Origin of the sequence: Oceanisphaera sp. (assembly GCF_048268965.1) — a bacterium.
In the GTDB taxonomy this organism is placed as follows: Bacteria; Pseudomonadota; Gammaproteobacteria; order Enterobacterales; family Aeromonadaceae; genus Oceanimonas.
Window position 1 is genome coordinate 19860 of the sequence record NZ_JBLWUK010000004.1, and the last position, 14741, is coordinate 34600.

Genomic DNA, 14741 nt, shown 5'->3' on the forward strand with positions numbered 1-14741 from the left:
TAGTACCGCTATTGCATTAGGGTGTGGTTTTATGCCATATAGGTTTTATGTTCACAGTGGAATGTATCGAAAATGAGTCAAAGGATGGATGAAGTGTTGGATTTGAATAGCAGGCCGGCCAAAGAGCTTGATCGTATCGATCGTAATATACTCAATGAGCTGCAGCAAGACGGCCGAATTTCCAACGTCGAGCTGTCGAAGCGGGTCGGGTTAAGCCCGACCCCTTGTCTGGAGCGCGTGCGTCGCCTGGAGCGTCAGGGTTATATCGAAGGCTATACTGCTATTCTCAACCCCCAGTTCCTGGATGCCTCGCTACTGGTATTCGTTGAAATTACCCTTAATCGTGGTACGCCAGACGTGTTTGACGAGTTCAACGACGCGGTGCAAAAGCTCGAAGAAATTCAGGAGTGTCATTTGGTGTCCGGGGATTTCGACTATTTGCTGAAGACGCGCGTGGCGGACATGTCGGCTTACCGTAAGCTGCTGGGTGAAACCCTGTTGCGCCTGCCTGGCGTCAACGACACCCGTACCTATGTCGTGATGGAAGAAGTGAAGCAGAGTAATCGTCTGGTGATAAATACCCGATAAGCTGTGCTAATGTGCTCGGCTCTGGTATTTTTATACGGGCAGGAGCAGACCAACCTCCTGAATCCTGCGAGCGGCCCCGGCCGCTCGTTTGTCGTTTGGTTGCTGACGACTCAAGTTGTCGTCTTCAGCTTCGGTTGCCATTGAAAAACCTAATTTAAAAAGTGAGGAGCAGGCGTTTGGCGGAGAAAAAGCTGTTTACTCCCATGTCTGGTTTACAGCGTCTGTTTGAAGCCGGACTGATCACCATTGTGTTACTGGCGATCTTCATGATGTTGTCTCTGGTTTCTTACCACCCCTCTGATCCGGGCTGGTCACAAACGGCATGGGGGGGAGATATTCGTAATGCTGCCGGCCCTGCAGGTGCCTGGCTGGCCGATATTCTGCTGTTTGTCTTTGGCTTTTCGGCGTATTTAGTGCCCTTGTTGATGGTGCTGGTTGGCTGGGGCACGTTGTGGCGTCCGCGGGCCTTGAGCGAGATCTGCTATTTAACACTGAGCCTGCGCATTATCGGCTTTTTAATGCTGCTGCTCAGCCTGCAAACGATGGCCAGCATGAACCTGGGGGATATCTACTACTTCTCATCTGGCGGCCTGATCGGTGACATGCTGGCATCGGCCATGGGGCCTGTGTTTGGCATGCTGGGAACCACCTTGCTGTTGCTCTTCGCCTTTGCCACCGGGATCACGTTTTTTACCGGCTGGTCCTGGTTACTGATTGTCGAGCGTCTGGGCGCGGTGGCAATCAATGCTCCTCAGTGGTTGAGTCAGCTGCCCCGGCGCATTGCCGACTGGCAGGCAAACAGCCTGTTACGGCGCCAGTCCGAGGAGCCGCAACCGACTACAACCATGCCCGTCGAGACCACGGCTCCTGCCCCCGAGGCCGGTTTTACGGGGTGGCGCCGCTTTAAAGAGCGTCTTGCCAGCCCTGCCGATACCGAGTTGCAGCCGGAGCCGGTCGCCGATGCAGCGCAGGATGATCCCTTGCTGGCTCCGCTGCCGGCAGAGAGTGAAAAACGCCCGCCATTACAGAAGAAAAGACCCCCCGTACGCAAAGAGCCGGTACTGGGTGATGTGGACGAGCCGGAAGCGGCCATGGCAGCCGCACCCGCACCTGCACCCACGCCTAGAGTCGACACCAACAGCTGGGCGCTGGATGACGACGAAGACGATGACCTCGATTTGCCCTGGCTGAAAGAAGACGACGCGCCCGCTGCAGCGTCTCCACCGCCGGCCGCACCGGCTCCTGTGGCAACGCGCAGCCGCGAGTTGTTACCTTTACCCTCGGTCGAGTTACTCGACCCGCCCAAGCCGCGCCAGCATACGGTCAGCGAGGATGAACTGGACCGCATTGCCCGCTTGGTGGAGGCCAAACTGGCAGATTATAACGTGCAGGCCAATGTGGTGGGCGTCTATCCCGGGCCCGTGATCACGCGGTTTGAGCTGGATTTGGCGCCGGGCATCAAGGTGAGCAAAATCAGCCGCCTGGATCGCGACCTGGCTCGCTCCTTGTCCGCCATCAGTGTGCGCGTGGTAGAGGTGATTCCGGGCAAGCCCTACGTCGGACTGGAACTACCCAATACGCGGCGTGACACCGTCTATCTGCGTGAGGTGATGGACAGCCAGGCATTTGCCGACAGCAAGCACCCGCTGACTCTGGTGCTGGGACAGGATATTGCCGGCGAGCCGGTGATCGTGAACCTGGGCAAGATGCCTCACGTGCTGGTGGCCGGTACGACGGGCTCCGGTAAGTCGGTTGGCGTTAACGTGATGATCCTGTCCATTCTGTATAAGGCGACCCCGGCAGAAGTGCGCTTTATCATGATTGACCCCAAGATGCTGGAATTGTCGGTATATGAAGGCATTCCGCACTTGTTGACCGAGGTGGTCACCGACATGAAAGAAGCCGCCAATGCGCTGCGTTGGTGTGTAGGGGAAATGGAACGTCGCTATAAACTGTTGTCGGCGGTGGGCGTGCGTAACCTGCACGGCTACAACACCAAGGTGCAAGCAGCGATAGATGCCGGTGAACCTATCCGTGACCCGCTGTGGGATCCCACGCAATCGATGGACACCTATCCTCCGGCATTGGAGAAGCTGCCACACATAGTGGTGGTAATCGATGAGTTTGCCGACATGATGATGATAGTGGGCAAAAAGGTAGAAGAGCTGATTGCCCGTATTGCGCAAAAGGCGCGTGCGGCGGGTATTCATCTGATTCTGGCTACCCAGCGCCCGTCGGTTGATGTGATAACCGGATTGATTAAAGCCAACATTCCTACACGAATGTCGTTTCAGGTATCGAGCAAAATTGACTCGCGCACCATTCTGGATCAGCAGGGCGCAGAATCGCTGCTGGGCATGGGCGACATGCTCTATATGCCGGCAGGGGAGAGTACGCCCACCCGGGTGCACGGTGCCTTTGTTGATGATCACGAAGTCCACAAGGTAGTTGCGGCGTGGAAAGAGCGCGGCGAGCCGGATTATATTGAAGACATATTAAGCGGTGATGTGGGCGCAGAAGGCCTGCTGCCCGGCGAAGTGCCGGAAGGAGGTGATCAGGAAGCCGATGCCTTGTTCGATGAAGCGGTAGCTTATGTCGTAGAGACGCGTCGCGGCTCTATCTCTGGGGTACAGCGTAAGTTTAAGATAGGGTACAACCGCGCCGCCCGTCTGATAGAGCAAATGGAAAAGCAGGGTATTGTCAGTGAAGCCATGGGCAGCGGCCAACGTGAAGTTTTGGCACCTCCGCCAGTTAGGGAGCGTAACTAATGAAAAAGATAGCCGCCTTGAGTATGTTATTGTGGTCGGTTAGCGCCGTGGCGCTGGCCGATGCCCGGTCCGAGTTACAACAGAAACTGGCCGCCTTTGACCGTTTTTCTGCCGACTTCAGCCAGCAGGTATTCGATGAGCAGGGGGAGCCGATGCAAAGTGCCCAGGGCACCATGCAGTTGGCACGGCCCGATCGTTTTCGCTGGCATACCGTATCGCCGGACGAAAGCGTGATAGTGTCCGACGGTAACAACGTGTGGATGTATGACCCCTTCGTTGAACAGGTCAGCATATCGCCACTGGAAGACGCCATTCGGAATACGCCTTTTCTGCTGATTGCCGGTGGTGATGGCCAGCGCTGGCAGCAATATGATGTTACCCGTAACGGCGATGCCTATGTGGTGACCAGTAAAGATCCCGGTGAATTGATCAGCCAGTTCAGTCTGCGGTTTGATAATCGTAATCGGATTCAGCGCTTTACCGTGCTGGAGTCGGGCGGTCAACGCAGCGAGTTTACCCTGAGCCAGGTGAATACCCAGCCCAGAACAGAAAGCAGCACCTTCACCTTTCGCCCCCCGGCGGGCGTGATGATCGACGACCAACGCTAAACCCAGCAGTCAGCTTTCAGCTGCAAGAAAAACCGAACTGTCAGGGTTCGGTTTTTTTGTTGTTACACAGGCTTGGAGCCTGGCCTTTACCCTTCACGCCTCACCCTTTACACTGGCCCATTACAGAGACCGCTTTCGTTCATCGGTTTACTTATTGCTGATAGCCTGTCTCTTAGTCACAACTAATTTGTTGAAGTTAGCGTGGCTTGTCAGGCAGAGGGCACTACTCCTCCGACGCGCCGTGGAACGGGATACTCACTGTTTTAGCCTGCTGCGAATATTCACTGGATATTCGGTCAGGCCAAAACAATTCGTCACGGCGAGACAAGCTCGCCCCATGTAGGCTCAAACCGCGCTATCTGACCGCCAGGGAGGGTAGGAATGCCAAGATGGCAGGAGCATTTATTGGCCCTGGTGCGGATGGTCGGCGGAGCAGACACCCTCTGCCCTCCTATTGACAACGGAGTTGCCTGTTAAGGTGACTGGCCGACAGCTCAGAGGCTAAGAAGAGGCGGCTGGAATAGCCTCAGCCGACCATCACATGACAAGGACGTCATGTGCTGAGCGTCGCAAGGATGCGGTTTAGCGTGTCGGAGGAGGGTACCCAGTTGCCTCAGGGCATTAACTCACTGGTTAGCGACTTGTGACTAAGAGGCAGGTTTAGGACTGACAGCGTTGTCTTCTGCCGTTTTTGTGGAGTTGACATCCTCCCCTCCGTAAACGAAGGGAATTCCCGTTAGTCACCTGACGGGTTCCTGTTTCACGGTGGATTGCTCAGGCGGGAGCTTGGTTATCGCTGTAAATTCCGCACAATTGGCGGATTTTACAGTGTCGAACCAACCCCATATCCGCCTAAGTCTCACATCCACTCCGCAGGCTTAACATCCGGCGAGCCCCGCCGTAGGTCTGCTAGAGACAGGTTAAGTATAGAAACCGTTGGCGCGCTGCGCCAATGTGTTATCTCTCCCCGACCTGAAAGGCCGGGGTTTCTCACGGAGACATTTGATGAGCACCTTGAGTCTCGACTTTGAACAAGACGATTTTAGCCCGCTGGCGGCCCGTATGCGGCCGCAACGGCTAGAGCAATATCTGGGCCAGGCCCATATTTTGGGGCCGGACAAACCGCTGCGCCGTGCGCTGGAAGCCGGGCATTGCCACTCCATGATTTTGTGGGGACCACCAGGGACTGGCAAAACGACCCTTGCCGAACTGATTGCGCATTATTGTGATGCCCAGGTAGAGCGGGTGTCGGCAGTCACCTCGGGGGTGAAAGAAATACGGGCTGCCATAGAGCGGGCTCGAGAGCACAAGCTGGCCGGCCGGCGCACTATCTTGTTTGTGGATGAGGTACATCGCTTCAACAAGTCTCAGCAGGATGCCTTTTTACCCCACATAGAAGACGGCACGGTGACGTTTATTGGCGCCACCACCGAAAACCCCTCGTTTGAGCTCAATAACGCCTTGTTGTCCCGGGCACGAGTCTATTTGCTGAAACGGCTGGAGCCAACTGACATAGAGCGGATGATAACCCAGGCACTGCATGATGAGCGGGGCCTGGCCGGGCAGGGCATTGAGCTGGCCGATGGCGTGCAAGTTGCCTTGGCCCAGCTGGTGGACGGTGATGGCCGCAAGGCACTCAACTATCTGGAACTACTGTCAGACATGGCCGAGTTGCAGGGGGGCGTGCGCCGCATCGACAAAGCCTTGCTGGCCGAGGTAACCGGCGAGCGCCTGGCACGCTTTGATAATCAGGGCGATATCTATTACGACCTGATTTCGGCCATTCACAAGTCGATTCGTGGTTCCAACCCCGATGCGGGGTTGTACTGGTATGCCCGCATGATCAGTGCCGGTTGCGATCCTTTGTACATAGCTCGCCGCCTGCTGGCCATTGCCTCCGAAGACATCGGCCTGGCGGACCCCAGGGCCATGGATGTGGCGTTGGCGGCCTGGGATTGCTTTACCCGGGTTGGGCCGGCAGAAGGGGAGCGGGCCATCGCGCAAGCCATCGTCTATCTCGCCTGTGCCCCCAAGAGTAATGCGCTTTATACCGCCTGGAATGCGGCGTTGAAAGATGCGAGGGACCTGCCCGATTACGACGTGCCTGTGCATCTGCGCAACGCACCCACCAAGCTGATGAAAGAGCTGGGGCACGGGGCCGAGTATCGTTATGCCCATCATGAGCCCGGAGCCTATGCGGCCGGTGAAACCTACTTGCCCGACGCCCTGGCACAGCGCCGTTATTATCAGCCTAACGAGCGCGGCTTTGAGCAAAAAGTAAAAGCCAAGCTCGATTATCTGAAAAACCTCGATCAACAGGCCGGTAGCTAGTTGGCTCCGGGTCGGGTGGCTGCTAAACTTGGTGGTCACTTGATGACTTTAACTCTGCGCGTTATACGCAAGATTTTACGCGCACATGCATTTAATAAGGTAACTCATGCTGGATTCCAAATACCTGCGCGGCGACATCGCCGACACGGCTGCTCGGCTGGCAAGCCGTGGCTTTACGCTCGATACTGCTTTGTTTAATCGCCTCGAAGAACAGCGCAAGTCTTTGCAATCACGCACCCAGGAATTACAGGCTGATCGTAATGCGCGCTCAAAAGCCATTGGCCAGGCGGCGCGCAACGGTGAAGACATAGCGCCGTTAAAAGCAGCCGTTTCCAGCATTAATGACGAACTCGATGGCTGCAAGGTCGAGCTGGATAAACTGCTCAGTGAGATCGAAGCCTTTAATGCGGCGATTCCCAACTTGCCCCATGAGTCGGTGCCGGTTGGCAAAGACGAAGATGATAATGAGCTAGTCCGCCTGTGGGGCGAGCCCACCCGCTTTGATTTTGAACCCAAGGATCATGTGGCATTAGGCGAGGCACTGGCTGGCCTGGACTTTAAAGGCGCGGTGAAAATATCCGGCTCTCGCTTTGTGATCATGCAGGGGCAGATCGCCCGCATGCACCGGGCACTGGCACAATACATGCTGGACCTGCATACCCTGGAGCACGGTTATACCGAGTGTTATGTACCGTATCTGGTCAACAGCGACAGCCTGTTTGGTACCGGCCAGCTGCCCAAGTTTTCTGCGGACCTGTTTCATACCGCCATTGAGGGAGAAGGCGACGAAGCCGGCAAGGTACGTCGTTTCTCGTTGATCCCCACCTCTGAAGTGCCACTGACCAATATCGGCCGGGACGAGATCTTCGACGCGAAAGAGCTGCCGCTGAAATTTACCGCCCACACTCCTTGCTTCCGTTCCGAAGCGGGCTCTTATGGCCGAGATACCCGTGGTCTGGTGCGGATGCACCAGTTTGACAAGGTAGAAATGGTGCAGCTTGTGCACCCCGACACCTCGTGGGATGCGCTGGAAGAAATGGTCGGCCATGCCGAAAAAGTACTGCAGGGACTGAAGCTGCCGTACCGCGTCATGGCCCTGTGCACCGGTGACATGGGCTTTGGTGCTGCCAAGACCTATGATCTGGAAGTGTGGCTGCCGGCACAGGATACCTATCGGGAAATTTCGTCCGTGTCCAACTGCGTCGACTTTCAGGCCCGTCGCATGCAGGCCCGGGTGCGCGGTGCAGACGGCAAGCCGCAGCTGCTGCACACCTTGAATGGCTCCGGATTGGCCGTAGGCCGTACACTGGTTGCCGTGCTGGAAAACTACCAGCAGGAAGACGGCCGTATTGCCGTTCCCGAAATACTGCAGCCTTACATGGGTGGCCTGCAATTTATCGGTTAACACCCTGCCGTTGATCTCACCCTGAACCGGGCTATCAAGCAGCCGTAAGCCAGTAACCACAGCGTTATCTGGCTTACGGCTTTGTTGTTTCAGGGCCAGTCGCTTGTGTGGAAAGCGTCGGCCAGCAGCAACCCCAATGCCACCTCCGGGCGACCTAAAAAAGCCTGCCCCCGCACCATAAAAACCGTCATCGAACTCGGCATTCAGCCCAGCGACCAAACCGGCCATTATCGACTCCTATACAGACATCAGAGTCGGAGCTGGCCACACTGGCTGCATTCCTCCTTACTACCTGGCCGAAGAGCATGCAATTATTTCGTTGAATTACCTGATGCCAGTCAAATAATTCATAAAAACCAGACAGGTTGGCGTAATATTTTATTGGTGAGTGACGCTCCGTGTGTATAATCCCCCATTATTTTTTAACTATCTGGTACATCTGTTTAACTTTAATGTACTAGAAAGTTTTATCGACTGCTTGTGCTGTTGCTGGTGGTCTGGTTCGTTTGTCCGGCTGTGCCGGATTTCTGGGTTTGATGGAGAAAAAAGACATGACGTCGCGTTCAACTGAATATAAAGGCGCCTCCCAAGGTGAAGTGGAGAAAAAAGGCGGCTTTACCCGCTTTCTGGATGCTGTTGAATGGCTAGGCAACTTATTGCCACATCCCGTTACCTTGTTCGCCATCTTATGTGCCGTTATTTTGATTGCATCGGGTATTGCCGGATATTTTGAACTCGGCGTGGCGGATCCCAGGCCGAGTGGTGCAGCCGGCCGCGCCAGTGATGGCATGATCCAGGTTGTCAGCCTGCTCAATGGCGAAGGGCTGTCACGTATAGTGGGCAGCCTGGTAAGCAACTTTACCGGTTTTGCTCCCTTGGGCACCGTACTGGTTGCCTTGCTTGGGGTCGGCATTGCCGAGCATTCCGGTCTGTTGTCGGCTACCATGCGCGCTCTGGTGATGAATGCGTCCAAACGCATGGTGACGGTGACAGTGGTATTTGCCGGTATTGTTTCCAACACGGCGTCGGAGCTGGGTTACGTGGTGTTGATCCCACTGGCGGCCATGATCTTCCATTCGCTGGGTCGTCATCCATTGGCGGGACTGGCGGCGGCGTTTGCGGGTGTCTCGGGGGGCTACAGTGCCAACCTGTTGCTGGGGACGGTTGATCCCTTGTTGTCGGGCATTACCCAGACGGCGGCGAACATCATCGACCCCGAATATGTGGTGGGTCCGGAAGTAAACTGGTACTTCATGTTTGTGAGTACCTTTGTGATTGCCGCCTTAGGCGCCTTTGTGACCGAAAAAATCGTTGAGCCCAAACTGGGTAAATACAACGAGACCGACGCCGATGGCGACCTCGATATGAGCGGCATGGGCCAGGTAACGCCGGCCGAAAAACGAGCCCTTAAGGGAGCGGGTCTGGCCGCCCTGGTGGTGTGTGCGCTACTGGCGTTGACCATAGTGCCGGAAAGCGGTGTGCTGCGTCATCCGGTAACCGGTGACATTGCGGGTTCGCCGTTTCTCAAGGGAATAGTGGCCTTTATTTTCGTGTTTTTTGCCATTCCCGGTTTTGTGTATGGCCGCATGATGGGCACCATGAAAAGTGATCGGGATGTCATTGATGCCATGTCGAAAAGCATGAGCTCCATGGGGATGTACATAGTGCTGGTGTTTTTTGCCGCCCAGTTTGTCGCCTTTTTCAGCTGGACCAACTTTGGGACCGTGATTGCGGTGCAAGGGGCGACCTTCTTGCAGAATATTGGACTGACCGGCCCCATGCTAATGCTGTGCTTCATTGCGCTGTGCGGCTTTATCAACCTGATGTTGGGCTCAGCGTCTGCCCAGTGGGCGGTTACGGCACCCATTTTTGTTCCCATGTTGATGCTGGTGGGCTACTCACCCGAGGTCATTCAGGCCGCTTATCGCATCGGTGACTCGACGACCAACATTATCACCCCCATGATGAGCTACTTTGGCCTTATTATGGCGGTTGCGGCCCGTTACAAGAAAGACTTGGGAATTGGGACTCTGATGGCCATGATGTTACCCTATTCGATCGTGTTTTTGTTAGGGTGGAGCCTGTTGTTCTTTGTCTGGGTATTTGTGTTCGGCCTGCCGGTGGGACCGGGTGCCGCCACCTACTACAGCGGGTTATAAATTAAGCGGTTAGACTGGCTATAATGCGATCATTATCAGCCCGGGGTCGGTGCGGCTAGCTGCGCCGGCCCCTTTTATGCAGGGAATGTATTCGCGAGATAGTTTTATGTTGAATGAAGTTTATCCGTTTTTCTTTCGCTTTTTGACATGCTCTTTTGGTAGAATATGCAACATTAACGAGGTCCTCGGCAGTAGATGATGGTTTGGATAGACTATGTAATTTTAGGCATTATTGGCCTCTCGGCGGTCATTAGCCTGGTCAGGGGATTCGTAAAAGAAGCAATGTCGCTGGTGACCTGGTTTGCCGCTTTTTTTGTTGCCAGTCAGTTCTATGCCGATCTCAGCGTGTTGCTTGATATTTCTGATCCTTTGGTGCGCAATGGCACGGCCATTGCTATTCTATTTGTATTAACCCTTATCCTGGGTGCCCTAATCAATTACGTCGTTGGTGAGCTGGTCACCAAAACCGGACTGTCAGGCACGGATCGTGTACTCGGCGTTTGTTTTGGTGCCGTGCGCGGCGTTCTGATCGTGGCCGCCTTGTTATTTTTTATCGATACCATGACTGCTTTCTCTCAGAGTTTGTGGTGGCAGCAATCTCGGTTGATCCCGGAATTTGGTATCGTGATCCAGTGGTTCTTCAGCCTGGTGCAAAATTCATCCAGCTTTTTACCCCCCAAGCCATAATGAATTGAGGAAAGTAGGACATGTGTGGGATTGTCGGAATTCAAGGTACGACTCCAGTAAATCAGGCGCTCTATGACGGCCTAACGGTGTTGCAACACCGAGGGCAGGATGCTGCGGGCATCGTCACCATAGACGGCAATACATTGCGCCAGCGCAAGGCCAATGGCTTGGTTAAAGATGTCTTTGAAAAGCGTCATATGGAACGCTTGATTGGTAACGTTGGCATTGGCCATGTGCGTTACCCGACTGCTGGCAGCAGCAGTGTGGCGCAGGCGCAACCCTTTTATGTAAATTCCCCCTTCGGAATTGCCCTGGCACACAATGGTAACCTGACCAATGCGCGTGAGCTGAGAGAAGAGCAGTTTCGCCTTGCTCGCCGTCATATCAATACCAGCTCCGATTCTGAAATCTTGCTGAATGTGCTGGCTCACGAGCTGGACCAGCAAACACAAACGCTGCACCTCGAGCCGAGTCATGTATTTGCCGCAGTCAGCAAGGTGCATGAGCAGATCAGAGGCGCTTATGCCGCCGTTGCCGTTATTATCGGCCATGGCATGGTGGCGTTTCGTGATCCCAATGGTATTCGTCCGCTGGTACTGGGTAAGCGTGATTGTGAGCAGGGTGGTGGCACCGAATATATGGTGGCCTCTGAAAGTGTGGCACTCAATGCGGTCGGTTTCAGCCTGATCCGCGATGTGGCGCCCGGCGAAGCCGTCTATATCACCCAGCAGGGTGAGCTGTTTACCCAGCAGTGCGCAGCCGAGCCCCAGCATCACTCCTGTATTTTTGAATATGTGTATTTTGCACGCCCGGACTCCTTTATCGACAAGGTATCCGTTTATGGTGCTCGCGCCAGAATGGGTCAGAAACTAGGTGCCAAAATAGCACGGGAATGGGAAGATCTGGATATCGACGTGGTGATCCCTATCCCCGAAACATCCTGTGATATCGCCCTCGAAATCGCCCATAACCTGGACTTGCCATATCGACAGGGGTTTGTAAAAAACCGCTATATCGGCCGTACCTTTATCATGCCCGGCCAGAATCAACGCCGACAGTCGGTACGCCGCAAGCTCAATGCCATTCCATCCGAGTTTGCCGGTAAAAATGTGCTGCTGGTGGATGACTCCATCGTACGTGGTACCACCTCGGAGCAGATTATCCAGATGGCCCGTGAAGCCGGTGCGAAAAAAGTCTACTTTGCGTCTGCGGCCCCTGAAATTCGTTTCCCGAATGTCTATGGCATCGATATGCCATCGGTTAACGAGTTGATCGCCTATGGCCGAGAAGTGGATGAAATCTGCCAGTTGATTGGTGCCGACAACCTGATATTTCAGGACCTGGAAGACCTGGAAGATTCGGTACGCCACTTCAACCCGGAGCTGCGTCGTTTTGAAACCTCGGTATTTACCGGCGAGTATGTCACGCAAGACGTCAATCAGGCGTACCTAGACGAGTTGAATGCCTTGCGTAACGACAGCAGCAAACAGTCCGACTGTGCTGACAGTAGTCATCTGGGCATTTATAACGAAGGCCAGTGATAGCTGTGACTTGAAAAATAAACAAAAAAGGGCCTGTTAAGGCCCTTTTTTTATGTAACTACATTATGTCTAGTGAGTGTAAATGGGCCCCAGACCCACACTCCACAGGATGACAGACCCTACCATGATGCAAACCAGCAATACCAAACCGGCCGTGACCACTGAGCTTGCGTAGATAAAACCACGCTCTTCGGGAATCCGCATGATAATGGGAATGCCGGAATACAGCAGATAAACCGAGTAGGCGACCCCGGCCAAACCCACGGCCATCAGAAAGATCGGCTCGGGATAAAACAGGGCGAAGCCGGTCATGAACAGGGGGGTCGCGGTATAGGAGGCCAGCTCAACGGTATGACTGAAGCTGGGTTTGGCACCAAAGGTTTTTGCCATCCAGAACATCAGGTAGGCGAGGGCAAATACCCCGGCAATCAGGGTGAAGTACATGCCGACGGCCATCACCAGTGCACTCTCGTGCGTCAGCATCATGTTGTCGATGTGGCTGTACCCCAGGTTCCAACCGATTAGCGTCGTTGAAAAATAGGCACACACCGAGGGTATCAGCGCGATAAGCGCCAAGTGTACCAAGCTGTAGCTAAAACTTTCATGGTGATTATCTATAGTATGCCATTCTGTTTTGGGATGCGCATACAAACCCCAAATACGGTCTAAAATCATGGCCTTATTCCCCTGGTTATGACTGTCACTATGCGATTATCCTGGAGTAACATGAAATGTGTTCTTGCTATCTCCGCTGTACTCTCGTCTCTTGCGCCACTAAAAAGACCCCTGTGCTCGTTTGGTTAAACTAAGTATAAACCACATTTCAGGATCTGCCTGCTTGTGTCGCTACGCACAAAAAAACAGCCAAATACGGTATCCAGTGGGGGGTAACATCGGCACGGGGTTTGCCTTGGATTCAAGATTGAACCGGAGCAGCAGAGGCGACAGAGCAGTCGCCCACAGGCGCTCCGACCCAACATCAGAGCAGTTGTTTAATGGGTTTTGGTATTAGAGCCGCTTTTAACCCGTACTCGAGAAAACGCTAGGCGAGGTCGTCAAGGCCGTATATCTTCCGACATTATGGTGCGGTTTCGCCCCTGCTGTTTAGCCAGATACAAAGCCTGATCCGCTTGCTTGAGTATTGATTTGATGGCCTTGGGCTCACCGGGCCAGTGGGCGATACCCAATGAAATAGTGATAAACCCTGCCGTTGGCATGTCGAACTCAGCAACCTGTTGTCGTAGTCGCTCTGCTACCTTAAAGGCGACATCCGGCTGGGTATCTGGCAGAAAAATAATAAACTCTTCCCCACCGCTGCGGCATACAGCGTCTTCCTTTCGAGCATTGCTCATCATCAACGTGGCCAGGGTTTGAATCACCTTGTCACCCACATCGTGCCCGTAGTGATCATTAACCTGCTTGAAGTGGTCGATATCCAGGGTGATCACGGAAAAAGAGCGCTGCTCTTTCTGGTATTGGTCCAGCACCTGCTGCATGCCCCGACGGTTGAGCAGGCCAGTCATTGCGTCCGTGTGACTATCGGTATGCAACTGGCTGATTTTATCGTTGAGTAATCCCATGCCTTTTAGAATTGCCTGTTTGAGGTGAGCGGCTTCAAAGTACCAGGAGTGTATCTTGGAAATATCCTGTTGGCTCATTACTGTGGCACTTTGGGCCAGTTGCCAGAGTGGTCGGGCAATAAAAAGGGCAGATAGCCAGATGCCGGCCAGAGTCAGGAAGGTAAGAGGCAGGCTTTTCAGAAATACATTGAGAATATGGCCGTCAAGCTCTGCCAGAGCGCCTTGTTTCGGCCGTTGTGCCACCACTCCCCACCCCGCGCGATGAACAGGGGCAAAGCCTGCCAGCATTTCAGTCCCTTCTGAATTGAACAGGGCGTAGGCATGTTCTTTGCCGGCAATCACTTCATTGATGGCAACATTGTTGGTAATGACCTGGCCGATGCGCTGCTCTTTAGGATGATAAATAAGGGTTTTATTACGATCGACGACATAAAGATAAGAGCCGTCCTGGTAATAGTGTTTTCCGAGAATGGCGCCCAATATATTGTCTTGCCCTAAATAGATACTGCCGCTGATATAGCCCAGATAGTCGCCATTGTCGGCAAAAACAGGGTGCGACAGGCTGATCAGGTAATTGCCGGCAGGGGAAATAAAGGGATCGGTAATTAATGGTCGCTTGGCCTCAAGGGACTGACGAGCACTGGGAGTATCAATCTTGATGCCGTTAAGGGCCAAGGCGGGCGGAGACGATGCGATAATCAGCCCTTCTGTATTGACGATAACAACCGAGTTAAAGGAGTCGGATTGCTGATGCAGGCGACGAACTTCCTCCATGAGCGCCTGGCTGTCATTCATCCGAGAGCTCAGCAAGCTGGCACTGTAGGCGAGGTGACTTTGTGTCACCTTGAGAAATACATCCGTCACTTCGGCCAGCTTGGCTGCATAGACTCGGTTCGACTCCAGGGTGTTCTCAATCAGCAGGGTGCGCTGTACTTGATAGGTAGCATGAAAACTGTTGCCCAGGGTGATCAGGACACTCAGTATGGCCAACGTCAGGATAAGATTACGCAGATTTATTGTTATAAGGGAACGAAGAAGCATTACTGTAAGACAACCTGTGAAAAGCAGCTAAAC

Annotated in this window: 10 protein-coding genes; 8 read left to right on the forward strand and 2 right to left on the reverse strand. The window is 54.0% G+C overall.

The window, feature by feature from the left end:
- Positions 1-84 precede the first annotated feature (84 nt).
- From lrp to purF, 8 genes are all read left to right on the forward strand, one after another.
- Positions 85-588, forward strand: a complete 504-nt coding sequence (gene lrp / locus ACN0VL_RS03400; RefSeq protein WP_239552505.1) for a leucine-responsive transcriptional regulator Lrp — start codon at positions 85-87, stop codon at positions 586-588.
- Between the two features lie 176 nt (positions 589-764).
- Positions 765-3356, forward strand: coding sequence for a DNA translocase FtsK 4TM domain-containing protein (locus ACN0VL_RS03405; protein ID WP_417614724.1), 2592 nt, complete (start codon positions 765-767; stop codon positions 3354-3356).
- Entirely contained in the window at positions 3356-3964 is a 609-nt protein-coding gene (gene lolA / locus ACN0VL_RS03410) for an outer membrane lipoprotein chaperone LolA (RefSeq protein ID WP_417614725.1), read from the forward strand. Before ACN0VL_RS03405 ends, lolA begins: the two co-directional genes overlap by 1 nt.
- Positions 3965-4969: 1005 nt before the next feature.
- The gene (locus ACN0VL_RS03415; RefSeq protein ID WP_417614726.1) at positions 4970-6295 is read left to right on the forward strand and encodes a replication-associated recombination protein A; all 1326 of its coding nucleotides are present in this window, start codon (positions 4970-4972) and stop codon (positions 6293-6295) included.
- A gap of 106 nt (positions 6296-6401) precedes the next feature.
- Positions 6402-7700, forward strand: coding sequence for a serine--tRNA ligase (gene serS / locus ACN0VL_RS03420; RefSeq protein ID WP_417614727.1), 1299 nt, complete (start codon positions 6402-6404; stop codon positions 7698-7700).
- 551 nt (positions 7701-8251) lie between these two features.
- Entirely contained in the window at positions 8252-9859 is a 1608-nt protein-coding gene (locus ACN0VL_RS03425) for an AbgT family transporter (protein WP_417614728.1), read from the forward strand.
- A gap of 198 nt (positions 9860-10057) precedes the next feature.
- Positions 10058-10546, forward strand: coding sequence for a CvpA family protein (locus ACN0VL_RS03430; protein ID WP_417614846.1), 489 nt, complete (start codon positions 10058-10060; stop codon positions 10544-10546).
- A gap of 20 nt (positions 10547-10566) precedes the next feature.
- Positions 10567-12087 carry an amidophosphoribosyltransferase gene (purF, locus tag ACN0VL_RS03435; RefSeq protein ID WP_417614729.1) on the forward strand — a complete coding sequence of 507 codons (1521 nt, stop codon included), beginning with the start codon at positions 10567-10569 and terminating at the stop codon, positions 12085-12087.
- A gap of 69 nt (positions 12088-12156) precedes the next feature.
- Here purF and ACN0VL_RS03440 read toward each other — a convergent pair whose 3' ends face one another.
- Both ACN0VL_RS03440 and ACN0VL_RS03445 read right to left on the reverse strand, forming a co-directional pair.
- The gene (locus tag ACN0VL_RS03440) at positions 12157-12762 is read right to left on the reverse strand and encodes a Yip1 family protein (protein WP_417614730.1); all 606 of its coding nucleotides are present in this window, start codon (positions 12760-12762) and stop codon (positions 12157-12159) included.
- Positions 12763-13142: 380 nt separating this feature from the next.
- Positions 13143-14708 carry a diguanylate cyclase gene (locus tag ACN0VL_RS03445; RefSeq protein ID WP_417614731.1) on the reverse strand — a complete coding sequence of 522 codons (1566 nt, stop codon included), beginning with the start codon at positions 14706-14708 and terminating at the stop codon, positions 13143-13145.
- Positions 14709-14741: the final 33 nt, after the last annotated feature.

Bases quoted from the DNA above. Each gene is read 5' to 3' on its own strand.
- lolA (WP_417614725.1), top strand. From the start codon at position 3,356: ATGAAAAAGATAGCCGCCTTGAGTATGTTATTGTGGTCGGTTAGCGCC.
- serS (WP_417614727.1), top strand. From the start codon at position 6,402: ATGCTGGATTCCAAATACCTGCGCGGCGACATCGCCGACACGGCTGCT.
- ACN0VL_RS03445 (WP_417614731.1), bottom strand. From the start codon at position 14,708: ATGCTTCTTCGTTCCCTTATAACAATAAATCTGCGTAATCTTATCCTG.
- ACN0VL_RS03440 (WP_417614730.1), bottom strand. From the start codon at position 12,762: ATGATTTTAGACCGTATTTGGGGTTTGTATGCGCATCCCAAAACAGAA.
- ACN0VL_RS03415 (WP_417614726.1), top strand. From the start codon at position 4,970: ATGAGCACCTTGAGTCTCGACTTTGAACAAGACGATTTTAGCCCGCTG.
- ACN0VL_RS03430 (WP_417614846.1), top strand. From the start codon at position 10,058: ATGGTTTGGATAGACTATGTAATTTTAGGCATTATTGGCCTCTCGGCG.
- lrp (WP_239552505.1), top strand. From the start codon at position 85: ATGGATGAAGTGTTGGATTTGAATAGCAGGCCGGCCAAAGAGCTTGAT.
- ACN0VL_RS03425 (WP_417614728.1), top strand. From the start codon at position 8,252: ATGACGTCGCGTTCAACTGAATATAAAGGCGCCTCCCAAGGTGAAGTG.
- purF (WP_417614729.1), top strand. From the start codon at position 10,567: ATGTGTGGGATTGTCGGAATTCAAGGTACGACTCCAGTAAATCAGGCG.